This window comes from Tardiphaga sp. (assembly GCF_041424195.1).
Lineage (GTDB): Bacteria > Pseudomonadota > Alphaproteobacteria > Rhizobiales > Xanthobacteraceae > Tardiphaga.
Genome location: NZ_JBGMOE010000070.1, coordinates 1 through 23,665 on the forward strand (window position 1 = coordinate 1; position 23,665 = coordinate 23,665).

At 62.3% G+C, this 23,665-nt stretch carries 21 protein-coding genes and 1 riboswitch; of the genes, 5 read left to right on the forward strand and 16 right to left on the reverse strand.

The features are described 5' to 3' along the window. Positions 1-261: LemA family protein (locus ACEK02_RS10840; RefSeq protein WP_371421715.1), on the forward strand; the 261-nt coding region annotated here is incomplete at its 5' end. Between the two features lie 26 nt (positions 262-287). Then, entirely contained in the window at positions 288-1,442 is a 1,155-nt protein-coding gene (locus tag ACEK02_RS10845; protein ID WP_371421716.1) for a M48 family metallopeptidase, read from the forward strand. Between the two features lie 8 nt (positions 1,443-1,450). On the opposite strand, the gene ACEK02_RS10850 is transcribed toward ACEK02_RS10845, so the two are convergent. From ACEK02_RS10850 to ACEK02_RS10880, 7 genes are all read right to left on the reverse strand, one after another. Beyond that, the gene (locus tag ACEK02_RS10850) at positions 1,451-2,083 is read right to left on the reverse strand and encodes a hypothetical protein (RefSeq protein WP_371421717.1); all 633 of its coding nucleotides are present in this window, start codon (positions 2,081-2,083) and stop codon (positions 1,451-1,453) included. Positions 2,084-2,194: 111 nt separating this feature from the next. Beyond that, on the reverse strand, positions 2,195-3,181 hold the full coding sequence (locus tag ACEK02_RS10855; protein ID WP_371421718.1) for an MDR family oxidoreductase: 987 nt from the start codon (positions 3,179-3,181) through the stop codon (positions 2,195-2,197). 140 nt (positions 3,182-3,321) lie between these two features. Then, positions 3,322-3,816, reverse strand: coding sequence for a 6,7-dimethyl-8-ribityllumazine synthase (locus ACEK02_RS10860; RefSeq protein WP_371421797.1), 495 nt, complete (start codon positions 3,814-3,816; stop codon positions 3,322-3,324). Between the two features lie 95 nt (positions 3,817-3,911). Then, positions 3,912-4,064: riboswitch (FMN riboswitch) on the reverse strand. Between the two features lie 65 nt (positions 4,065-4,129). Next, complete coding sequence (locus tag ACEK02_RS10865) at positions 4,130-5,380, reverse strand: MFS transporter (protein WP_371421719.1); 1,251 nt, start codon at positions 5,378-5,380, stop codon at positions 4,130-4,132. Positions 5,381-5,645: 265 nt separating this feature from the next. Then, the gene (locus ACEK02_RS10870) at positions 5,646-7,067 is read right to left on the reverse strand and encodes a cell wall hydrolase (protein ID WP_371421720.1); all 1,422 of its coding nucleotides are present in this window, start codon (positions 7,065-7,067) and stop codon (positions 5,646-5,648) included. A gap of 537 nt (positions 7,068-7,604) precedes the next feature. Next, the gene (gene ppdK / locus ACEK02_RS10875; RefSeq protein ID WP_371421721.1) at positions 7,605-10,577 is read right to left on the reverse strand and encodes a pyruvate, phosphate dikinase; all 2,973 of its coding nucleotides are present in this window, start codon (positions 10,575-10,577) and stop codon (positions 7,605-7,607) included. 118 nt (positions 10,578-10,695) lie between these two features. After that, on the reverse strand, positions 10,696-10,854 hold the full coding sequence (locus ACEK02_RS10880; protein WP_081421867.1) for a DUF3096 domain-containing protein: 159 nt from the start codon (positions 10,852-10,854) through the stop codon (positions 10,696-10,698). Between the two features lie 245 nt (positions 10,855-11,099). Between ACEK02_RS10880 and ACEK02_RS10885 the strand changes: the two genes are divergently transcribed. Then, positions 11,100-11,465: a DUF1236 domain-containing protein gene (locus ACEK02_RS10885; protein WP_371421722.1), complete on the forward strand. Its 366-nt coding sequence runs from the start codon at positions 11,100-11,102 to the stop codon at positions 11,463-11,465. Positions 11,466-11,732: 267 nt separating this feature from the next. Here the strand turns inward: ACEK02_RS10885 and ACEK02_RS10890 are convergent, their stop codons facing one another. From ACEK02_RS10890 to ACEK02_RS10925, 8 genes are all read right to left on the reverse strand, one after another. After that, positions 11,733-12,830, reverse strand: a complete 1,098-nt coding sequence (locus ACEK02_RS10890; RefSeq protein WP_371421723.1) for a hypothetical protein — start codon at positions 12,828-12,830, stop codon at positions 11,733-11,735. Positions 12,831-13,149: 319 nt separating this feature from the next. Next, complete coding sequence (glyS, locus tag ACEK02_RS10895) at positions 13,150-15,543, reverse strand: glycine--tRNA ligase subunit beta (protein WP_371421724.1); 2,394 nt, start codon at positions 15,541-15,543, stop codon at positions 13,150-13,152. After that, complete coding sequence (locus tag ACEK02_RS10900; RefSeq protein ID WP_371421725.1) at positions 15,543-15,998, reverse strand: endonuclease domain-containing protein; 456 nt, start codon at positions 15,996-15,998, stop codon at positions 15,543-15,545. Before ACEK02_RS10900 ends, glyS begins: the two co-directional genes overlap by 1 nt. 74 nt (positions 15,999-16,072) lie before the next feature. Then, the gene (locus ACEK02_RS10905; protein WP_371421726.1) at positions 16,073-17,014 is read right to left on the reverse strand and encodes a glycine--tRNA ligase subunit alpha; all 942 of its coding nucleotides are present in this window, start codon (positions 17,012-17,014) and stop codon (positions 16,073-16,075) included. A gap of 406 nt (positions 17,015-17,420) precedes the next feature. Then, complete coding sequence (locus ACEK02_RS10910; RefSeq protein WP_116661316.1) at positions 17,421-17,612, reverse strand: hypothetical protein; 192 nt, start codon at positions 17,610-17,612, stop codon at positions 17,421-17,423. A gap of 105 nt (positions 17,613-17,717) precedes the next feature. After that, positions 17,718-18,602 carry a S49 family peptidase gene (locus tag ACEK02_RS10915; RefSeq protein WP_371421727.1) on the reverse strand — a complete coding sequence of 295 codons (885 nt, stop codon included), beginning with the start codon at positions 18,600-18,602 and terminating at the stop codon, positions 17,718-17,720. Between the two features lie 236 nt (positions 18,603-18,838). Further along, positions 18,839-19,603: a tRNA1(Val) (adenine(37)-N6)-methyltransferase gene (locus ACEK02_RS10920; protein WP_371421728.1), complete on the reverse strand. Its 765-nt coding sequence runs from the start codon at positions 19,601-19,603 to the stop codon at positions 18,839-18,841. 4 nt (positions 19,604-19,607) lie between these two features. Then, positions 19,608-19,835, reverse strand: a complete 228-nt coding sequence (locus ACEK02_RS10925; RefSeq protein ID WP_371421729.1) for a DUF2007 domain-containing protein — start codon at positions 19,833-19,835, stop codon at positions 19,608-19,610. Positions 19,836-20,059: 224 nt separating this feature from the next. Between ACEK02_RS10925 and ACEK02_RS10930 the strand changes: the two genes are divergently transcribed. Beyond that, a complete protein-coding gene (locus ACEK02_RS10930) occupies positions 20,060-21,070 on the forward strand; it encodes a polyprenyl synthetase family protein (protein ID WP_371421730.1) in 1,011 nt (336 codons plus the stop codon). 175 nt (positions 21,071-21,245) lie between these two features. Here the strand turns inward: ACEK02_RS10930 and ACEK02_RS10935 are convergent, their stop codons facing one another. Then, entirely contained in the window at positions 21,246-22,091 is an 846-nt protein-coding gene (locus tag ACEK02_RS10935; RefSeq protein ID WP_371421731.1) for an alpha/beta hydrolase, read from the reverse strand. A gap of 147 nt (positions 22,092-22,238) precedes the next feature. Between ACEK02_RS10935 and ACEK02_RS10940 the strand changes: the two genes are divergently transcribed. Then, on the forward strand, positions 22,239-23,663 hold the full coding sequence (locus ACEK02_RS10940) for an amidase (protein WP_371421732.1): 1,425 nt from the start codon (positions 22,239-22,241) through the stop codon (positions 23,661-23,663). Positions 23,664-23,665: the final 2 nt, after the last annotated feature.

Genomic DNA, 23,665 nt, shown 5'->3' on the forward strand with positions numbered 1-23,665 from the left:
CTGATCGCGCTCAGCGAGGCCTATCCGGACCTCAAGGCCAATGCGAACTTCCAGCGGCTGCAGAGCGAACTCTCGGACATCGAGAACAAGATCGCGGCGTCGCGCAGGTTCTTCAACAATGCCGTGTCCGAATACAACACCGGCATCCAGCAGATGCCCGCAGCTTTGTTTGCCGGCACCTTCGGCTTCCACCCGAAGGAGTTCTTCGATCTCGGCGAGACCCGCAAGGAGGTCGAAGCCGTGCCGCAGGTCAAGTTCTGATCGCGGCCTGAACCGAGCAGCGCATCATGGCCGCCTATGGTCTCTATACGCATATTGCCTCGAACAAGACGCGTTCGATGCTGCTGCTCGCAGGGCTGTTCCTGCTGATCTATGTGATGGTATTCGCCGGCGCGCTGATCGGCGAGGTGGTGGTCAACAGCAACGGCACGGTTGCGTATTACATCAACGCGGCAACGCGCGACCTGATCAAGGCCTTGCCGATCGCCACCATCGGCGCGGTGCTGTGGATCATCATTGCCTATTTCTTCCACCAGAAGATGATCGACGCCATCACCGGCAGCGAAAGCGTGACGCGGCAGCAGCAGCCGCGGCTCTATAACCTGCTTGAAAATCTCTGCATCTCGCGCGGCATCCCGATGCCGAAGCTGAAGGTGATGAACAGCGACGCACTGAACGCTTTCGCCACCGGCCTGAACCCCAGGCAATATGCAATCACCGTCACCACCGGCCTGATGCGCGCACTCAACGATGACGAGATGGAAGCGGTGCTCGGCCATGAGCTGACGCATATCCGCAACGGCGACGTGCAGTTGATGGTGGTGGCCGTCATCATCGCCGGCGTGGTCGGCTTTGCAGCCGAACTGTTCTTCCGGATATTCATCAATTCCGGCTTCGACTTCCGCAGCAGCCGTTCGTCGCGATCGTCATCCTCATCCAGTGACAACAAGAATTCCGGTGGCGGTGCGATATTCGTCATCATCATCGCCGTGGCACTGATCGCGCTGGCCTGGGGCCTGTCGCTGGTGGTGCGCTTCGCGCTGTCGCGCTCCCGCGAACTGCTGGCCGATGCAGGATCCGTCGAACTGACAAAGAATCCCGACGCGATGATCTCGGCGCTACGCAAGATCGAGAATCACGGCGAACTGCCCGGCGCAACATCGGCTGTGATGGAGATGTGTATCGACAATCCCCGCGAGGGATTTGCCGACCTGTTCGCGACGCATCCGTCGGTGGATTCGCGTATCGCGGCTCTGGTGAAATTCGCCGGCGGGCACGATCCCGGCCGGATGGCGCTGCCGTCCGATACGGACGCGCCCGGAGAGGCCAATGACACACTGCCACCGCAGTCCGGACCATGGAGCAGCGACACCCCGCCTGCAGGCGGCGCACCGGACCCGTTACGCGGTCCGCTCAAAGGCCCCTGGGGCCGTCACGCCTAAGACGTGTCTCAGTTGGTGGATTTGCGCAGTTCGAGCGCTTCGGTCTTTTCCGGCTCCGGCGTCTTTGCAATTTCCTTCGCCGGCTCGGACTTGATCGATCCGACGGCGTCGATCTTGCTGCTCTCGACGCGCGGGGTCGAGACGCGGGTCACCGTGTTGTCGGCGCCAGCGGAGGCGTCGGCCGAACGGGTGGTGGAGGGCGCACGCAGCGAGCGCGGCGCCGACAGCGAACGGGCCATCAGCATCTGGCCGCGGCCGCCCTGGTGGCGGAAATCGCAATAAGCGAAGCCCATGCCCGAGACCGAACCGCGGAAGCTGCGCTCGTCATTCTTGTTGAGATTGAAACAGGGCTCGAACGGGATGCCCTTGATCGAGGCGCAAATGGCATCGCCGCGGACCTGAAGCGTATTGCCTGGCAGGCGCATGTTGCGCGCAGGGCCGGAGCCCGAGAACTGCACCGCACCCGCCGCACCGCCATCATCGAACACGCGGCCTGCGCCGCGCGTGCCGTCGAAACAGGTAAAGGCAAAGACCTTGCCGGCAACGAACTTGCGGGCCTCTTCGGCCGTCATCGACCCGGCCAGCGCGGGGGTCGCCACCGTGGCGGCGATCACCGCTCCCAACACATAACGCGCAACCATAGGATACTCCGAACAACTGAGCGCGGATGACCGCCAGATGTCTTTACCCGCTGCTTACCATACCAACCGTGGCAACAATGGAGCAGGTTGGTTGGTAAAGTCTGAACGTCGTTAGCCGATCTTTACCACGATTCGCCCGCGGACCTGCCCGGCCAGAACCTTGGCGCCGGCGTCGATCACCTGGTCCAGTGGAATTTCCTGAGTGATTTCAGCGAGTTTTGTATGATCAAGGTCAGTCGCCAACCGCGCCCAGGCCTGCTTGCGCAGCTCGATCGGGCACATGACAGAATCGATACCGAGAAGACACACGCCGCGTAAAATGAACGGTGCAACCGACGATGGCAGGTCCATGCCGGCCGCGAGGCCGCAGGCGGCGATGGCGCCGCGGTACTTCGTCATGGACAGGAGATTCGCCAGGGTGGTCGAACCGACGCTGTCGATGCCGCCCGCCCAGCGTTCTTTCGCCAGCGGCTTGGCAGGTCCCGAGAGCTCGTTGCGATCGATGATCTCGCTGGCGCCGAGGCCCTTGAGATAGCCCTCCTCGGACGTGCGCCCCGTCGAGGCGATGACCTGGTAGCCGAGCTTCGACAGCACCGCGATCGCCACCGAGCCGACGCCGCCGGCCGCGCCGGTCACAACGATCGGGCCATCGGCCGGTTTCAGCCCGTGCTTCTCCAGCGCCAGCACGCTGAGCATTGCCGTGTAGCCGGCAGTACCGACCGCCATGGCGTCGCGGGTGGTCATGCCCTCAGGGAGCCGAACCAGCCAGTCGCCCTTCACGCGGGTTTTTTCGGCATAGGCGCCAAGATGGGTTTCGCCCATGCCCCAGCCATTGCCGATGACCTTGTCGCCGGGCTTCCAGTTCGGATTGGATGACGCTTCCACCGTGCCGGCAAAGTCGATGCCGGCGATCATCGGGAACCTGCGCACCACCGGCGCCTTGCCGGTGACGGCCAGGCCGTCCTTGTAATTCACCGTGGACCATTCGACCCGCACGGTGACATCGCCGTCCATCAGTTCGGCTTCGTCGAATTGCGTCAGCGCAACCGTGGTGCCCTTGTCAGCCTTGTCGATACGGACAGCCTTGAACGTTCCCAACACACGTCTCCTGAGTTTTTGCTTGTGGTTTCTGCGGCCGAGTTATGCCGTAGCGTGGCGAGAAACGCCACCCGCACCAGCCGGTCAGGAGCCTTGCAGCCCTGCCCGGCCGTAGCGGCATAACGCGGCGTTGGTGGCGATCAGGCGGCGAGTTTCCGGGTCGCCGCAATATTGGCGATGGTGGTCGCACAGGCCGTCGCTGCCTCGGTGCCCTTCACGACGAAATGCTCGCGGAAGAATCTGACATGCTCGGCATGTTCGTGGAAATGCTGTGGCGTCAGCACCGCCGAAATCACCGGCACATCGCTGTCGAGTTGCACCCGCATCAGACCGTTGATCACGGCCTCGCAGACGAATTCATGGCGATAGATGCCGCCATCGACAACGAGACCCGCGGCAACGATCGCGACATAGCGTCCGGTGCGTGCCAGCAATTTTGCCTGCAGCGGAATTTCGAAGGCACCGGGCACTTCAAAGAAATCGATCTGACTGTCGGGCACGCCGCGCCGCGCGAGTTCGGCTGTGAAACCGAAACGGCATTGATCGACGATGTCCTTGTGCCAGCACGACTGGATAAAGGCGATGCGCCCGGTCGCTGGTGCAGAATTGAAGGAAGGGGAAGCTTTGAAGTTCATCACAGGCTGATTCATGGATGCTCTCGCGGTTTGAGACCAGAATCAGGACGTACGGTCACACGCCGAGCATCCGCCGAGGCGGTGACCCTGCGCATACCCGTTCTCTTTCATCCGGACTATGACCGTCGGCTCCGGCATCGCACCGGATCTGCTGACCCTGCTGGAGCAATCCAGCAGGCGCTCGCGGGCTTCTGAGCTGACGCTCAGTTACCGCCGGTGGGGATCTTCACCCCGCCCTGAGAACGAAGGCCGCCCCGACTGGAGCGACCGGGATCAATTTTTATCGCTGGAGATCAGCGAGTCAACAACCGGCTCATGCCGGCTGCGCAACCGGACGCGCGACAGGCTCTTCCACGATCGGCAGGTTGATCAGCGCCGACAGCACGCCGAACAGCACCGACAGCCACCATACCGGCGTGTAGGAGCCGAACTTGTCGAACACGATGCCACCGAGCCAGGCGCCGAGGAAGCCGCCGACCTGATGGCTGAAGAAGGCAAAGCCATACAGCGTTGCCAGCCAGCGCGTGCCGAACATCAGCGACACGAGGCTTGATGTCGGCGGCACGGTGGAGAGCCAGGCAAGCCCGCTGATGGCGCCGAACACGAGCGCCGAGGTGGTGGTCAGCGGCAGCATGATGAAGGCCACCGTGGCCAGCGCGCGGGTGAAATAGATGAAAGAGAGAATGTAGCGCTTCGGCAGCTTGCCCTGCACATAGCCGACCGTCAGCGAGCCGATGATATTGAACAGGCCGATAATGGCAATCACCCAGCCGCCTACAGCCGCCGGCAAGCCGCGATCCACCAGATAGGCCGGCAGATGCATGGTGATGAAAGCGAGCTGGAAGCCGCAGGTGAAGAAGCCGAGCACCAGCAGCACATAAGAACGGTGGCCGAAGGCTTCCGTGAGTGCGCTCTTGAACGACTGCTTCTGCGCCGCCGGCGCGTCGGGTGCGGCACCAGCGGTCGGGGTCGCCAACGCAAGCGACAACGGGATCACCAGCAACATCAGTACCGCGAACACGGTGAGCGTCGCCTGCCAGCCGGTGTTGTCGATCATCGCCACCGTGAACGGCGCGAAAATGAACTGGCCGAACGAGCCCGCCGCCGTGCCCGCGCCCAGCGCAACGCCGCGCCATTCCGGCGGCAGCAGCTTGCCGAAGGCAGAGAGAACGAGATTGAATGAACAGCCCGACAGGCCGAAACCGATCAGCAGGCCGGCGCCGATATTGAGTTCGAGCGGCGTCGAGGAATAGCGCATCATCAGCAAACCGGCCGCATAGAGGAAGGCGCCGATGCAGATCACGCGTACGCTGCCGAACTTGTCGGCGACGGCGCCGGCGAAAGGCTGGCCGATGCCCCAGAGGAGGTTTTGCACGGCAAAAGCCAGCGCAAAGACGTCACGACCCCAGCCGAACTCCTGGCTGAAGGGCTGCATGAAGAAGCCGACGCTGGAACGCGGGCCGAAGGTCAGCATGCCGATCAGCGATCCGCAGATGATGATCACCAGCGGCGTACGCCAGCCAAAACCAGATGCCGGACGCGTCGCGCCCTCGATTGCCGCCATGTCGTTTCCCCGGATCAGATTCGGATTGAAAATTCAGCCGGCCCAAGAGCGCAGGCCCGGGCTGGATCACGCGAAGATTAATGCATTCGCATGGAAATCCCAATGGGGATGATCGGGATTTGGGAGAATGCATTGCAGGGATGCAGGGTCCGGGAGGCGTCATCACCGCCCAGCGCCGGGACGACATTTTTCGGAAGCCGGAATGGAAGGAGCGATGCCGGGCATGGCATCGCTCCTGGCAGACTCGGAGGTAAAGTCGCGACTGCTACGGCTTGATTTGTGAGAGTTTGGCGGAGATTTCCGCCGTCTGAGCCGCCGTGCCCCAGGTCGGCGCCTCGCTGCCATCACCCCAGGCGCGCGGACGGTAGAAGGAGTGCACGCCGGTCTTGTACATCTTCTTCATCTCGCGAACCCATGACGGGTGCACCCAATAGGCATGGTAGTGCGTGGACTTTGCGACTTCCGGCAGCCAGATCCGGCCGTCAAGCGTCGCCTTCGCGATCTTGCGGGCACGCTCCCACATGTCCGGCTCTTTCACGACATCCGGAATGCCGTCGCAGGCGAAGGTGAACTGGCAGGCCAGGCGGCGATGCTTGTTCTGATAGACCACACCGCAAACGGTGGTGGGATAGAAGCCTGAGAACACGCGGTTCATCACCACCTGCGCCACCGCCATCTGGCCGCGCACCGCTTCACCGCGGGCCTCGAAGTAAACGGCTTCCGCCAGGCACTTCTCCTGCTTGCCCCGGGTCTGCTCGGTGAGGCCCATCCGTTCGGCCGGCGTCTTCACGCGCTGATTGGCACTGTTGACCTCGCCCTTGCCGGCAACGCTTTCGCCGCTATCACTTGGGCTGATCGTCGCCTTCGGCAAGGCCGCCGTGGCCTTCATGTCCGGGTCAAGGCTCGAGCCCGGCACGGCGATGCCGGGCATGGGTATGCCGGGCATCACGATGGTCGGCTCCTCGCCGGGCTGCCAGCGTTCCATGGTCTCGACGGACGCGCCGAGCGACGAGCTACCGAAAAACAGGCTTGCGGTCTTCACCGAGAAGCCGTCCTTGGCCGGCGCCGGCTCGACGGGGATCACCGCCGCATCGGTCTTGGCATCTTCGGTGGGTTGCACCGGTTGCGACGCATCATATTGCGCGAGCGGCGGCGCACGCAGCGCTTCATCGAGCTCGGGATCGAGAGGGGCGTGCCGCGCGGATGGCAGCGCATCGACGGTCTTTGCGCCCATCACCGATCTATTGTCGTCGAATGAATCCTGCCTGCCGGGCTCGTCGGGCACCATGGTCTCGGGCGCACGAATGGCAAGGCGATCACCCTTCAGCGAGCGATCCACTTTGGGGAAATCGGCGGCCTCATAACGACGTGGCGGTTGCGCCAGCGGATTGCGCGTGAGTGCACCGGCAAAGTCGATACCGGAATTGTCGAGGCTCGCGAGTTGCAAGGTCGGATTGCGCGAGGCCGTGCCGATCGGGCGGCCGAACGAGAACGTCGCAACCTGGATGGAGGAGACGGCGGGCGCGAAGACGCGCTTCTGCCAGCGTTCGGTCACGCCCGGCTGGCGAGCCAGCAGCGAGGCGATGTCCTGATAGCCAGATTCTGTCGGGGTCAACGCGAAAACGCAGAGACCGAAGCCGAAGAACGCGCCACGCGCGCCCTTCGGCCGGTTACGCAGTACTAACATCGATACGCTCACGCAACGCTTACACCAGCATCGTCCCGCACGGCACTAATCAGCACATCCGTACATTTCGATCTGTTTCGTTAGTACGAAATCAAAGTTGCCGCGGAGTTAATCGGCGATGCGTAAACGTCACACGCAAGATGTACGCGCGCAGTGCAAAATCATTCGAAAAGCTTGGTAAACCGGGGCTCCACAAAAGTAGTAAACATCGCGTTGACGAAGATGATGAAGAGAAATCTGCACGCGCGTAAAAATATTCGCGGGTTCCCTTCCGACGCACGCTCGTCATTCCCCGACACACCAATTGGTGTGCCTGAGGGCGGAACCGAAGCCGTAGGCGAAGACCGGACCCGGAATCCCGACATGAGAGTCTTCGACAGCGCAAAGCATATCGAGACTCCGTGTTCGCGTTCGGCAAGGGCCGACCGCGCCCTCAGGCAAACCAATTGGTTTGCCGGGGAATGACAGTGTAGTTCGAACAAAAAATGGCCGGGGAAACTCCCGGCCATTTTTCAGATCATGAAATCAGCGAAACTCTTACGCCTGGCTGGAGATTTCCTTGCCGAGCGCAGCCTGCGCTGCTGCGAGACGCGCGATCGGCACGCGATAGGGCGAGCAAGACACGTAGTCGAGACCGATCTGATGGCAGAACGCGACCGATGCCGGATCGCCACCGTGCTCACCGCAGATGCCGACCTTGATATCCGGGCGTGTCTTGCGGCCGCGTGCGACACCGATCTTCACGAGTTCGCCGACGCCATCGCGATCGACCGAGATAAACGGATCGACCGGCAGAATGCCCTTGGCGATATAGGTACCGAGGAAGCTTGCTGCGTCGTCACGGCTGATGCCGAAGGTGGTCTGCGTCAGATCGTTGGTACCGAACGAGAAGAACTCGGCGGTCTCGGCGATCTCACCGGCCAGCAGACAGGCGCGCGGCAGTTCGATCATGGTACCGACCGAATAGTTCAGCTTGCCGCCGGTCTCCTTCATCACCGCCGCCGCAGTGGCATCGATGCGCGCCTTGATGAGGTCGAACTCCATCTTGGTGACGATCAGCGGCACCATGACTTCGAGGCCGACCTGTTCGCCTGTGCGCTTGCCCGCTTCGATCGCGGCTTCGAACAGCGCGCGCGCCTGCATCTCGGCGATTTCCGGATAGGCGATCGCAATACGCACGCCGCGGAAGCCCAGCATCGGGTTGAATTCGGCGAGATCGCGCGCACGATCCGCCAGCTTGCGCGGGTCGGTGTTCATGACACGCGCCACTTCCTCGACTTCGCCCTGGGTGTGCGGCAGGAATTCGTGCAACGGCGGATCGAGCAGGCGGATCGTGACGGGCAGGCCCTTCATGATCTCGAACAGTTCGACGAAGTCGGCACGCTGCATCGGCAGCAGCTTGGCGAGCGCGGCACGGCGGGCCTGCTCGTCTTCGGCGAGAATCATCTCGCGCACGGTGCGGATGCGGGTCTCTTCGAAGAACATGTGCTCGGTGCGGCACAGGCCGATGCCTTCGGCGCCGTACTTGATGGCGGTGCGCGCATCTTCCGGCGTGTCGCCGTTGACGCGGACCTTGAGCTTGCGGACCTTGTCGGCCCAGCCCATCAGCGTTGCGAATTCGCCCGACAGTTCCGGCTCGATCATCGGCATGCGGCCGGCCAGCACATGGCCAACCGAACCGTCGATGGTGATGACATCACCTGCCTTGAACACGCGGCCACCGATCGACATGGTGCCGCGACCGTAATCGACGCGGACGGTGCCGCAGCCGGAGACGCAGGGTTTGCCCATGCCACGCGCGACCACCGCAGCATGCGAGGTCATGCCGCCGCGGGTGGTGAGGATGCCTTCGGCGGCGTGCATGCCGTGAATGTCTTCCGGCGAGGTTTCGACGCGAACGAGAATGACCTTCTTGCCGTCGGCCTGCAGCTTGGCGGCTTCATCCGACGAGAACACGATCTCGCCCGAGGCGGCGCCCGGCGAGGCCGGAAGACCGGTGGCGATGACGTCGCGATTGGCTGATGGATCGATGGTCGGATGCAGGAGCTGATCCAGCGAAGCCGGATCGATACGCGACACCGCGTCCTTCTGCGAGATCACGCCTTCATTGGCGAGTTCGACCGCGATGCGGATCGACGCCTTGGCGGTGCGCTTGCCGTTGCGGGTCTGCAGCATCCAGAGCCGGCCCTGCTCGACCGTGAACTCCATGTCCTGCATGTCGCGATAGTGCTTCTCGAGCTGCTTGTAGATGCGGGTCAGCTCGGCAAAGGCTTCCGGCATGGCAGCTTCCATCGAGGCCTTGTCCGAGCCGGACTCGATGCGCGCTTCCTCGGTGATGTCCTGCGGCGTGCGGATACCCGCCACCACGTCCTCGCCCTGCGCGTTGATCAGGAATTCGCCATACAGCTTGCTCTCGCCGGTGGACGGGTTGCGCGTGAATGCGACGCCGGTGGCCGAGGTCTCGCCCATGTTGCCGAACACCATGGCCTGAACGCTGACGGCAGTGCCCCATGACTCCGGAATGTCATGCAGGCGGCGATAGGTCACCGCGCGGGCGTTCATCCAGGACGAGAACACGGCGCCGACCGCGCCCCACAGCTGCTCGTGCGGATCCTGCGGGAAATCCTTCCCGGTCTCGCGCGCGACGGCTTCCTTGTACTGGCCCACGAGCTTCACCCAGTCGTCACCATCGAGATCGGTGTCGAGCGTGTAGCCCTTGTTGTCCTTGTAGGTGTCGAGAATGTCTTCGAAGTGATGATGTTCGAAGCCGAGCACCACGTCGGAATACATCGTGATGAAGCGGCGATAGCTGTCATAGGCGAAACGCTTGTCGCCGGAGAGTTCGGCCAGCGCTTCCACCGTGGTGTCGTTGAGGCCCAGGTTGAGGACCGTGTCCATCATGCCCGGCATCGAGGCGCGGGCGCCGGAGCGCACCGAGACCAGCAGCGGATTTTTCTCGTCGCCAAAGCGCTTGCCGGTGATCTTGCCGACGGCCTCGAGCGCCTTTTCCACCTGCGCCTGCAATTCCTTCGGATAGGATTTGCCGTGGGCGTAGAAGTAGGTGCAGACCGAGGTTGGAATCGTGAAGCCCGGAGGCACCGGCAGACCCAGATTGGCCATTTCGGCGAGGTTCGCACCCTTGCCGCCGAGCAGGTCGCGCAGACCGGCCTTGCCCTCAGCCTTGCCGCCGCCGAACGAATAGACCCACTTGCCGGCCTTGATGACATCGGTCATCGGCTTGCCAGTGGCCTTCTTGACGGCCTTTGTCGCTGTAGTCTTGGCTGTGGAAGATTTGGCTACAACCGCTTTCTTGGATGCGGGAGCCTTCGCAACCGGCTTCGGAGCAAGCTTTGCTTTCACAGCCGTCTTGGCCTTCGCCGCGGATTTCGCTGCAGTCTTCGCAGCTGGCTTCTTGAGCGCCTTGCGGGCCGCCGAAGCTACTTTGGGCGCAGCCTTGGAGACCTTTGACTTCGCAGGGGCTTTCTTGGACTTCGAGGCGGTTTTGGCCATGGTTCTCAATCAATCCGCGAGAGGAAACGACAGGGAAATGTGCCGCGTTACACCACGTTTCAGGGACGTGGCGCAAGCAGCCCGGAGGTACCTGTGTAGGTAATAGCCGTGTCAGAATTTAGCCGATTTTGAGCAGCTTGAAGACGCCAAGCCCAGCCAGTCCGATGAAGATCAGATAAATCGCCACCACCAGATTCAGAAACCGCGGCATGATCAAAATCAGAACGCCTGCGATAAGCGCGACGATCGGCTGGATGTGGGCTGCCGTGATGACCATGGACTATCTCCGTGAAGGAATCGATTCGGCGCGATGCGCCGCGGCGATTTAGCAGCATAAAGACCCCCTGCACATCAATGGGTTCCCGCATACTTGCGGGCTTTGCACCAAAAACCGGCAACTGCGCGTGGAAAATTCCGGAACGATCGCTGGCGGCATGCATTGGCGGACGGTGAATAAATCAGACCGGGGGCTGGATGGGGCATCCCGGCATGCGCCGGTCACCGTTCACGAAGGAGACGATCATGCGAAACAGACTTATTGTGGCTGCGGCCCTTGTCGGCACGCTCGGTGCTCCGCTGACCGTGCAGGCTCAAGGCGTCACCGTGGGCGTATCAGGCGGCGATCGTGTGATCGTCGACAACAACGATCCCGATGGCATCACCGTGCTGCAACGTCCGGCATTTCGTGAATATGTGGTGCGCGAACGCGTGCCGACCTTCACCGTGCCAGATCGCATCGTTGTCGGCACCATACTGCCTGAGGCCGGCGTGACCTATTACGACGTGCCGCAGACGGTCGCAACGACGCCCTATCGCTACACGGTCGTGAATGGTCAAACGGTGCTGGTCGAGCCGCGCTCGCGTCGCATCGTGCAGGTCATCGACTAGCACGTCACGACTGAAAGATTCGCTCGGGCGCCGTGAATGGCGACTGGGTGAAGAAGCCCCGACCCGGTTCATCCCCCCACCGGGCGGGGCTTTTTTTTGTTTGCGCATGACGCCACAAGCTCCGCCTCATGGTGAGGAGCGCGACTTCGCGCGTCTCGAACCATGAATGGGTGAGCCCCGGCGTTTGCAGCCATCCTTCGAGACGCGGCGAAGATGCCGCTCCTCAGGATGAGGACGGAGGATTGCAGCACCTTCCTGTATAGACGCTTATCCGCTCTTCAGCAGTGACAGGATGTGGTTGGTCGATTTGTAGCTGGCCACCGCATTATCGCGGAAGCTTGGCGTCCAGTTTGACGCAGTGCGTTCCTCGTCGCTCATCGCCGAATAGCTGTTGAGAATGCCGAGGCTGAACTGGCTGGGATCGCCGCTCTTCTGGCTGGCCTGCAACGCTTCGAGAATGCTGGTGCGATTACGTGAATCGAGCACCTGCTTGGCGGCGAAGCTCTCCTCCTTCGAGAACAATCCATTCTGGTTGAGCGAGATCGCCGAGAGCGAACGGTTGTCGATGGCGGAGAAATCCGCGAGCTGGCCGGTCTTGCGGCGACTGTCATAAACGAGCTCGCCCTTGCCGGCCTCCTGCGCCGCCTTGGCCTGCGCATCCAGCAGCGCACGCACGCTCTTCGCCACGGCAGCGATATCCTTGACGGGCACGGTCGTATCGGGCTGCGCGAGATAGGCGGCGACGGGATCATTGGCGATGCCGGACGGCATCTTGGTCGGGTTCTGCTGCGTCGCCTGAATGCCCTTCACGACCGCGTCGCGCTGCGCCGACCAGGTGGCCGAGGCTTTCTCTTCGCTGCCCGCGGCATCGAGATAGTCCAGCGCGGCCTTGTAGATGCCGCTGAAATCGCCGGTGAGCTTGGCCGTGCCGGTCGCCGGCGCCAGCGCCGCATTGAAGCGATTGCCCAGTTCGGTCTTGGCGACGCTCTGTTCGTCGGCGGTGAAGGTGCCGCCATTGTTGGTGGCCATGGCATAGAGCGAGCGGCGATCCAGCGTCGAGAGATCGATGGTCAGCTTGCCACTGGCATCCAGCGGCCCGGTTGCTTTCGCAGCAAGATAGAGACCCGCCAGCTTTGCCCTGAGATCGGTGACAACAGTCACGATATCCTTGTCCGGGCCTGAGCTCGCAAGCTTCGCCCGGGCCGCATCCGACAGCGTCAGATTGGTCGCCGCGTCCGACGACGACGATGCGCTCTCATTGGCATTCAGCGCATTGGCCAGCGACGGCGGCGCGGTGGCGGCGGCGCGCGCATAGGCAGAGCCGTAATTGGCATAGGGATTGAGGCCGTTATTGACCGAGGTCATGATCAGTCCTGTCCGCGCTTGGAATGCGACGGTTAAGAAACCGTTACAGGACGGGACCATTTCAAGTTGTGGTTAATGGAAGGTAAATGTTTCCGGAGATGTCATGATATTTCTGACGAGCTCAGAAAGCTTGGCCATCCTCCGTCCTCATGGTGAGGAGGCGCCACTTCGGCGCCGTCTCGAACCATGAGTTGGGCAAGCACCAGCGCCCGCGGCCATCCCCGGCGAATGGAATTCCATTCGCTGGAGACGCGGTCGAAGACGACCGCTCCTCAGGATGAGGGACTGTGCGTGCGGTCGATTTAGGCGTCTTCCGAACTTAATCCTGAATCTTCGAGAAATCCGCCACCGCACGCGTCGCCGCGCGGATCTCGTTCAACAGCTTCAGACGATTTTCGCGGACCGCCGCGTCGTCGTCATTGACCTTCACCTTGTCGAAGAATGCATCCACCGCCGGACGCAGCTTGGCCATGGCAGTCATCGCGCCGGCGAAGTCTTCCTTGGCAACAGCCGCGCTCGCTTCCGGACCGACTTCGGCAATCGCCTTGGCCAGCGCCTTTTCCTCATCGAGCTTGAATAGCGCAGCATCCGGCGCGCCGTCGAACTTGCGCTTGTCTTTCTTCTCCTCGATGGCGAGAATGTTGTTGGCGCGTTTGGTGCCGGCCAGCAGGTTCTTGCCATCGTCGCTGTCGAGAAATTTGCCGAGTGCTTCGACGCGGCGGACGACCATCAAGAGATCGTCCTGACCACCGAGCGCGAACACCGCATCCACGAGATCGTGACGCGCGCCCTGCTCGCGGAGCTGGACTTTGAGGCGATCGGCGCTGAAGTCCAACTGCGAGACGATAAACGCTTCAAGATCGACGACTAAGGTCTTGAGATATTCCCTCGATGAGGGCGCCGACGTAGCCGTCGAATTCAACTCCGAACTTACGCTTAGTAGAAGATCTCCAACGGTAATCGATTTACCGAGAGAAGGCTGGCTCAGGATCAGAACCTGCCTGCCATCTTCTTCTCTAATTTCGCCAAACTTCGTGGGATCTACTATTCCGCCGACGAACGAGGAAATAACAGGCGAACTGTTTGCCGTTTGGAAAACTTTTACGTCTACCTTTCCAGAGCGAACATCTTGCGTAAGAAATTGAAAATGCGGGCGAGCAAAATGAGGCCCGAACCCCACGTAGGTGAAAGCCAAAATCTCGCGCAAAGGAATGTGGATTTCGTTCGAAAGTATGATTCGTATAACGCCTAACGCAGCGCGACGCAGCGCAAACGGATCTTTGGACCCCGTAGGCTTTTCATCGATTGCCCAGAAACCAACTAGCGTGTCGAGTTTGTCGGCAAGAGCGACCGCAACACTAACCGGATCGGTCGGAACGCTGTCACCAGCCCCCTGCGGCTTCCAGTGGTCTTCGCTTGCTGCAGCAACAGCAACATCCTCGCCCTGCGCCAGCGCATAATACTTGCCCATCAGGCCCTGCAGCTCGGGGAATTCGCCGACGACTTCTGTCAGCAAATCCGCTTTTGCAAGCTGCGCGGCACGCTTCGTTTTCGCCGGATCGGCGCCAACCTGCGGCGCGATCTCGCCGGCAAGACGCTCGATGCGCTTGATACGCTCCGCCTGTGTGCCGAGCTTCTCGTGAAACACAATCTGCTCGAACTTCGGCAGTCGCGATTCGAGCTTCGTCTTGAGATCCGTCTCGTAGAAAAACTTCGCATCCGACAGGCGCGCGCGGATGACGCGCTCATTGCCGGCGATGATCGCGGCGCCGCCGTCGCTTGCCTCGATATTGGCGGTGATGATGAACTTGTTGGTCAGCTTGCCCGTCTTGGGATCCCGGACCACGAAGCATTTCTGGTTGGCGCGGATGGTGGCGCGGATCACCTCATCCGGGATCGACAGAAACTCCTGGTCAAACGACCCCATCAGCACCACCGGCCATTCGACCAGCCCCGCCACTTCGTCGAGCAGCGCGGGGTCTTCGACCAGTTCATACCCTTGCGCGAAAGTGAGCTGTCGCGCGTCGGCAAGAATGATCTCCTTGCGGCGCTCGGGATCGAGCACGACTTTCGCGGCCTGCAGCTTCGCCACGTAATCGTCGAAACGGCGCACCTGGATCGCATCAGGCGCGAGGAAGCGATGGCCGTAAGTGGTCTGGCCGACGCTGACGCCGCTGAGGTCGAATTGCACCACTTCCGGCTCTTCGGTCTCGATGCCGAAGGTCGCGACGATGGAATGCAGCGGGCGCACCCAGGTCAGCGCGCTGGACTTGGCGGAAAGTTCGCCCCAGCGCATCTGCTTCGGCCACGGGAAGGTGCGGATGATGATCGGGAGAATCTCGGCCAGCACATCGACCGTCGGCTTGCCCGGCTTTTCCGTCAGCGCGATGTAGAAATCGCCCTTGGGGTCGCGCTGGATCTTGGCTTCATCCAGCGAAGCGAGGCCGGTGGCTTTCAGAAAACCCTGGATCGCGGCTTCGGCGCCGCCGACGCGCGGTCCCTTGCGCTCCTGCTTCAAGTCCGACTGGCGCGCGGGAATGCCATGCACTGTCAGCGCCAGCCGCCGCGGTGTCGCAAAGGCTTTCGCGCCTTCATAGACGAGGCCTTCGGCCACCAGACGATCGGTGACCATGCGGCGCAGATCTTCCGCCGCCTTGGCCTGCATGCGGGCGGGGATTTCTTCGGAGAACAGTTCGAGGAGAAGATCGGGCATTACTGGTTCTCCCCATGGGAAGACTTACCCTCCCCTGGAGGGGGAGGGTCGCCCGCACTGACGATGCTCTGCATCGTCACGGGCGGGCGGGGTGGGGTGACAGCGGTCATGTTATGGATAACTTCCAGCACAGCGTCGGTCCTGCTCATCACGTCATTGTTCCAAAATCGTATCACTCGGTAACCTTCCGACTGCAGCCACTGCGTGCGGCTTTCGTCGCGGGCAAGCCCCTCGTCGTCGCCGTGTTGCGAACCATCGACCTCGATAATCAGCCGCGCCGCGAGGCAGGCGAAATCGGCGATATAGGGTCCAATCACAACCTGCCGTCTGAAATGGCTTCCCTTCACATCGAATCTTCGCAAATGTCGCCAGAGAATTTGCTCGGCGACCGTCGTATTTTCGCGCAGCCGTTTCGCGCTTTGGCGTTTGAAGTCGCTGATGGGCCGCTTGACCATATCACTACCGCTGTCACCCCACCCCGCCCGCCCGTGACGATGCAGAGCATCGTCAGTGCGGGCGACCCTCCCCCTCAAGGGGAGGGTAAAGAAGAACCGGCTTCGGTATGCACCCATGCTTCGCCGCAGGCCTTGGCGAGATCGCGGACGCGCATGATGTAGCTCTGACGTTCGGTGACCGAGATCACGCCGCGCGCATCGAGCAGATTGAAAACGTGGCTGGCCTTGATGCACTGGTCATAGGCCGGCAGCGCCATCAGGTGCGCCTCGCGCTTGCCGTCTTTCCAGCCTGCGTCGAGATATTTCTTGCAGGCGCCCTCGGCCATCTTGAACTGCTCGAACAGCATCGCGGTATCGGCATGTTCGAAATTGTGCCGCGAATATTCCTGCTCGGCCTGCAGGAAGACATCGCCATAGGTCACCTTGTCGGCGCCGTCGCGGCCGTTGAAGTTGAGATCGTAAACGCGATCGACGCCCTGCACATACATTGCGAGGCGTTCGAGGCCGTAGGTCAGCTCGCCCGCCACCGGTGCGCATTCGACACCTGCGACCTGCTGGAAATAGGTGAACTGGCTGACTTCCATGCCGTCGCACCAGCATTCCCAGCCGAGACCCCAGGCGCCCAGTGTCGGGCTTTCCCAGTCGTCCTCGACAAAGCGCACGTCATGCAGCGCGGTGTCGATGCCGATGGCTTTCAGCGACTGCAGATAGAGGTCCTGCAGGTTCGCCGGCGACGGCTTCATGATCACCTGGAACTGGTAATAATGCTGCAGCCGGTTCGGGTTCTCGCCATAGCGGCCGTCCTTCGGCCGGCGCGACGGCTGCACATAGGCGGCCTTCCAGGGCTTCGGCCCCAGAGCGCGCAAGGTCGTCGCGGGATGGAACGTGCCGGCGCCCATTTCCATGTCATAGGGCTGCAGGATCACGCAGCCCTGCTCGGCCCAAAACCGCTGCAGAGCGAGAATGAAGCCCTGGAACGAACGTTCCGGGCGCATGTGCGGAGGCAGGGAGTCCATCGTGGTTCTGGGCCGTTTTTCCGGGGATTCGCCAAGGGGATCAAGGCGGATCAAAGCGCGCGGACCGTATCGGCGCGGCCCCCCGGAATCAAGGCAATGCGGCCCGATTTGGCGGTAACCGGCGGGTAACCGCACCGGGAGATGGCCCGATCAGGTGGGCCAGTCGTTAAGTCCTGCGCGCTATCCTGATGGCATCGGTGGGAACGAACCCGGTCGTCGGGACCTGCCCCATCGAAAGGCCCGAACGACGTAAGTCGCACGGGCCGGAGACCTCCAAGTCTTTAAGTTGTCCAAACGTCCAGGGCCAAGGGACCTCCAAGCCTGAAAGCCCAACTTTGTCGCCGGCCTCAAGGACGTGCCCCGTCCTCGGGCCGGCGCAAATGTTTTGGGACCCAGCCTATGGCGGCTAGCCCGGCCGATATGCGCCGGTAACGGGATCGCGGCGCAGGGTCGGGACATCCGTGGTCCCGCTGCGTTCGGCCACCCGCGCCTGGCGGGCTTCTTCCAGTTCGTGATTGATCCGCTTGGCGGTTCGGTAAGCCCAGCGGACGACGGCTGCGCTCCCAAGCGCGCCTGCGAGTGCGACCAGCGGCGGCATCTGTCGATTCCTGTCGTTCATCAAGCCCCTGCCAATAGTCTTGCGCAACTGCCGGTTTCCCGCAATTGGCTTTTGCGACATCAAATGCCGCGGAACCGCGACCCGTTAAAAGCCGTATTTGGACCACAGCGCGCGCGTCTCCAGCGCCGAGATCAATTGCTCCGGCAATCCAGACAGCCCCTCCATCGAAAGCTGCGAACCCGCTCCCGGTTTGCGGCCCAGTAGACTGGACAGCATGCCCGAGGGCTGCGCGATCACCGGCATCTGCACCTTGTCACCATAGCGGGCACGCAGCACCGAGCGCGGATCGCCGATGGCATCGCTGAGACCAAGCGCGATGGATTTTTCGCCGGCCCAGTATTCACCGGAGAACAGCACATCCTCGGCGCCCTTCAACCGGGCACCGCGGCTCTCCTTCACGAGGTTGATGAAGATCGCGTGGATCTCGCGCTGGAGCGATTTCAGCCGCGCCACATCATCGGGATCTTCCGGCAGGAACGGATCGAGCATCGCCTTGTGCTCACCCGCCGTATAGAGACGCCGCTCGACACCGATCTTCTTGATCAATTCCTGAAAACCGAAGGTGCCGCCGACCACGCCTATCGAGCCGACGATGGACGATGGATCGACAAAAATCTCATCGCCCGCGCAGGCGATCATATAACCGCCGGACGCCGCGACATCCTCGACGAAGGCATACACGGGAAGTTTCTTCTCGGCCGCGAGCTGGCGGATGCGCAGATAGATCTGCCGCGACTGGACCGGCGAGCCGCCCGGCGAATTGATCACCAACGCTACAGCCTTCGCATTCTTGGTCGCAAATGCCTTGTCCAGCAGCTTTGCGATACCTGCGAGCGACAATCCCGGACGCAGCGGCGTTACCGCGCCGATCGTGCCGGACAGACGCACGACCGGGACCACTGCGGAAGCGCGACGGAAACGCGCAGGCAGCAGCCTTGTGATCGCCGTTTTCAGATTGGATTCGCTCATTCGAATTTCCTCGAGATTAACCAACTTTTATCACGCTGCTGTCATTGAACCGAGAGACGCTTCCAGCGTTGGGAAACCATAACAGGCCGCAGCGCCACAGCGGGAAGAAGACATGAAAATCTATCTGCTGATGCTGATCATCGGTACGCTGCTCACGGCGATCCACTTCACGTCGACGCCGCAGAAACGTTCCGAAACAGCTCCTCAATAAACCAACACGTTGACTGCGGCATCGCCTAAAGCGACGCCCAGGATAAAGCCACCTGCCCGCCCAGCACCCGCTGGATATGGAGATCGGGCGCGCCATTCGCATCCCGCAGCGAGATGCCCGGCTCAATTGCCGCAGGCGCGCGGCCCCCCTTCACAGCCCGCACCAACACCCTGATTGCCGGCATCGCCGTGTCCCCATGCACCGGCATGATCGACACGCTGCCGAAGCCGCGATCCAGCGCGGCCAACACATCGGCCAGACCATCCGCACGCCAGATCAGCGTCAGCACGCCGCCCGATTTCAGCAGGCGACGCGCCGCGTGAACCCATGTGGGCAACGTGTCTTCCGTCGCAACATGGGCGATCCCACGCGATTTGTTCGGCGAGGCGCGGTGGCGCGCGGGATCGTTGAAGGGCGGATTCATCAGCACCCCATCGGCGCTGTCTTGCGGCAAGCCTGCGGCCGCGAAGATATCCGCGCTGGCAGCGATATCGAGCGTGACGACATCCGCCGCAATACCGTTCGCCGCGGCGTTTTCCTTTGCCAGTTCAGCAAGTTGCGGATCGATCTCAACCAGTGTCAGGGACACGCCGGAGACCCGTCTGGCCAGCGCCAACCCCGCCGTCCCGACGCCCGAGCCGAAATCGACGACCTTGTCACCGTCCTGCGCCGAGGTTGCGGCGGCCAGCAAAATCGCGTCATGGCCGGCGCGATGACCCGATTTCGGCTGCCGCAGCCGCAATTGGCCGCCCAGGAAGCCGTCTTCCGTTGTCACGCTCGCGTCAGTCATCACTTCAGTCCTGCACCCGCAGCTCGTGGGCCAGCCCGGCGTCGGTCAGCACGCGGCGCGCCTGCGCGTCATCGTCCTCGTGGACGAGAATCCGGCGCGGGATGATGCCCAGCGATCCCTCGATCACGCTCATATTCTGGTCCAGCACCAGATGGTGGATATTCGCGCCATCGAGCAGCGCGCCCACCGCCGAAACCAGCACCACATCGTTCGTCCGCATGATTTCGCGCAATTGGAGGTCGCTCCCTGTCAGTAGCCGGGTATGTATCTGGGGGAAGTCATGGTTCCGATGCCCTTGCCGCGCCGCTGCGCAGTTTCTATTGTGCAGTCGCGGTCAATTCAGCAGATGGGGACACCTGTTTTCAACGTGAATTCGCCCTATTTGGACATAAGCGCTGCCGGTGCCGACCTTTTTTGCGGTCCGACGAAGCGCCCTCGTAATTCGGAGACCCCAGCGTGGCGGTGATTGTTCCCTTCGAGAGTCACGCGACAGCGTCGATCGACCAATTGGTCAGCCTTGTCGCCTCTGACATGGAGCGCGTCAATGCGACGATCCTGTCGCGGACCGGCTCGGAAGTCACCATGATCCCCGAGGTCGCCAATCACCTGATCTCCTCGGGCGGCAAGCGCCTGCGTCCCATGCTGACACTCGCGATGGCCAACCTCACCGGCTACACCGGCGATGGCCATATCAAGCTCGCCGCCTCCGTGGAATTCATGCACACCGCGACGCTGCTGCATGACGACGTGGTCGACCAGAGCGAACTGCGCCGTGGCAAGCTGTCGGCACGGATGCTGTGGGGCAATGAGGCCAGCGTGCTCGTCGGCGACTTCCTGCTAGGCCAGGCGTTCCGCATGATGGTCGAGGTCGGCTCGCTGCGCGCGCTGGACATTCTCTCTTCGGCTGCTGCGACCATCGCCGAAGGCGAAGTGATGCAGCTCGCCGCCGCCAAGAACACCGCCACCACCGAAGACGAATATCTCGCCGTCATCCGTGGCAAGACCGCCGAACTGTTCGCTGCCGCCTGCGAAGTCGGCCCGGTGATCGCCAACCGTCCGAAGGCCGAACAGACCGCGTGCCGCTCGGTCGGCATGAATCTCGGCATCGCCTTCCAGCTCATCGACGACGTGCTCGACTACGGCGGCAAGGCCGCCAAGCTCGGCAAGAATGTCGGCGACGATTTCCGCGAGGGCAAGATCACCCTGCCCGTGGTGCTTGCCTTCCGCCGCGGCAACGACGCCGAGCGCGAATTCTGGATCAAGGCGCTGGAGCGCGGCGAGATCGGCGAAGGCGATCTCGACCACGCCATCGGTTTGATGACCAAGCACCGCGCACTGGAAGACACCATCAACCGCGCCCAGCATTACGGCGCCATGGCAGTGGACGCGCTGGCGCTGTTCCCGCAGTCGCCGATGAAGACCGCGCTGGAGCAGGTCGTTGCGTTCTGTCTGGCACGGACGCATTGAGATCGAATCTTACCCACACCCCGCCCTCATGGTGAGGAGCGCGCTCTCCGGCGGAGCGCTCGCTCCGCCGCCGCGCGCGTCTCGCACCATGACTTAGCTGGGCTCTAGCATGTGCGGCCATCCTTCGAGACGCACGCCTTCGGCGTGCTTCTCAGGATGAGGATTGAGTGTTCGGCTAAATCCGCACCACCAATTCCTTGATCAGCGTCGTGATCCGCCCCGTCGGGGATTCCAGTTCTTTCATGATCGAGAAGTGATCCGCGCCCGGGATCTCCTCATAGCTCACCGGCAGGCCATGCTGCACGCGATGCACCGCGAGGTCCGCCGTCTGCTGGCGCAGGATAGGTAATTCGCCGCCGCCGACCACCAGCGCCAGCGGCTTGTTCGGGCCACCATCCTGCATCAGCGGCGACTGGCGCTTCGACATCGCTTCATCGAGCTTCAGTTTCTCGTTCAGATAGGACGCGCGGATGGGTTCGAGATCGTAGATGCCGGAGATCGCCACGCCGCCTTTCACCTTCGGATGCGACAAGGTTGTCGCGGTGAGATGGCCGCCGGCGGACCAGCCGGAAACCACGATACGGTTCGGATCGCCGCCGAGCGACGGCAGCTTTTCGGCGAGCGCATCGACGCCCACGTGCATCTCGGCGACGATCTCGTCCAGCGTCGCATCCGGCGCCAGCGTGTAGCCGATCGCGGCGACGTTGATGCCATGGGCGATCGGGCCGGCGGCGAAGCAGGTGAAGAAATCCTTCGAGCGCATCTGCCAGTAGCCGCCATGGATCAGCAGCAGCACCGGCCCTCCCTCGGCGGCCTTGATGAAATCGAACCTGTTGCGCTCGCGCGGGCCGTAAGCAACATCGAGATGCGCGGGATACTTTGCCTTCATGGCGTCGGATCGCTGGCCCCAACCTGCAGCGATATCGGCGCTGCCCGCAACGGCGGTCGAGTTGTTCAGGCCGGCATCGAGCTGCTCGCGCGACATCGCGCGCCAGTTGGAATCGCCGAAAGGCTTACTCATGGTTGCATCCCTGCATTGTGTGAGGCGACTTGGGTTAAGGAGATTTGGCCTGCGGGTCCCATTTATCCAGAAAATGGTCTACACGGCTACGTCGGGATCAACATCCCAAGCATACGAATTGCTCTGCATCCGAAATTGGAGACGTGCGTGGCCTCTCAGCAAGACCTTATCAAAGCAACGGCCTGCGCCGTGGTCGATCAACTCAATGCGGGGACCGTGACGCCACTCGATCTGCTCGACGTGCTGGAAGCGCGCATCAAGGAAGTCGACGGCCAGGTCAACGCGCTACCGATCCTGTGTTTCGATCGCGCGCGCGACGCTGCGAAAGAGCTGATGAAGAAGCCGCTCGGCGAACGCGGCATCCTCGCCGGCCTGCCGGTGCCGATCAAGGATCTCACAGCAGTTGCCGGCGTGCGCACCACGCAGGGATCGCCGATCTTCAAGGACGTGGTGCCCGCCAAGTCGAACGTCCTCGTCGAACGCCTCGAAGAAAACGGCGGCGTGATCTACGCAAAATCCAACACTCCTGAATTCGGCGCGGGTGCCAACACATTCAACGAAGTGTTCGGCGCCACACTGAACCCCTGGGACCTTTCCAAGTCCGCGGCCGGCTCGTCCGGCGGCGCTGCGGCAGCAGTTGCCAGCGGCACGGCGTGGATCGCACACGGTTCCGACATGGGCGGATCGCTGCGCAACCCCGCCAGCTTCTGCGGGATCGTCGGCCTGCGTCCGAGCATCGGCCGCGTCGCCACCACGCCATCGGTCGCGCTGGGGCGGACGCTCAGCGTGCAGGGCCCCATGGCCCGCACCGTCGAGGATCTCGCGCTGATGCTTGACGCCATGAGCGGCGAATTTGCCGGCGATCCGCTCTCGATCCCGCTGCTGCCGACCTCGTTCCGCTCGGCGGTCCGCGCCGGCACCAAGCCGAAGCGCATCGCCTATTCGCCTGATCTCGGCATCACCCCGGTGGATCCGGAAGTCGCCGCCATCACCCGCAAGGCAGCGGAAGCCTTCGCCGACGCAGGCGTCATCGTCGAGGAAGCGCATCCCGATCTCAGGGAAGCACACGAGTGCTTCCACGTGCTGCGCGCCTACGACTTCGCGCTCTCCAAGGCAGTCTTGCTGCGCGACAAGCGCGATATGCTCAAGCCGGAAGTGATCTGGAATATCGAAGAAGGCCTCAAGCTCAAGGTCAGCGACCTCGAACGCGCCGAAGGCCAGCGCATCGCGATGATGGCGCGGGCCTATGAGTTCTTCCAGACCTACGACCTGCTGCTGTGCCCGGCGACCATCACACCGCCGTTCCCGATCGAGCAGCGCTATCTCGCCGAATGCAACGGCACCACATTCGATAACTACGTGCAGTGGCTCGGCATCGTCTATGCGATCACGCTGACCTGCTGCCCGGCGCTGTCGATGCCATGCGGCTTCACCTCGAAGGGTCTGCCGGTCGGATTGCAGGTCGTGGGCCCGCCGCGCGGCGAAGCCTCGCTGCTCGCCGGCGCGCGCGTGCTGGAAGACATTCTGGGCCTGCGCGACTCCACGCCGATCGATCCGCGCCCGGCGAAGTAACG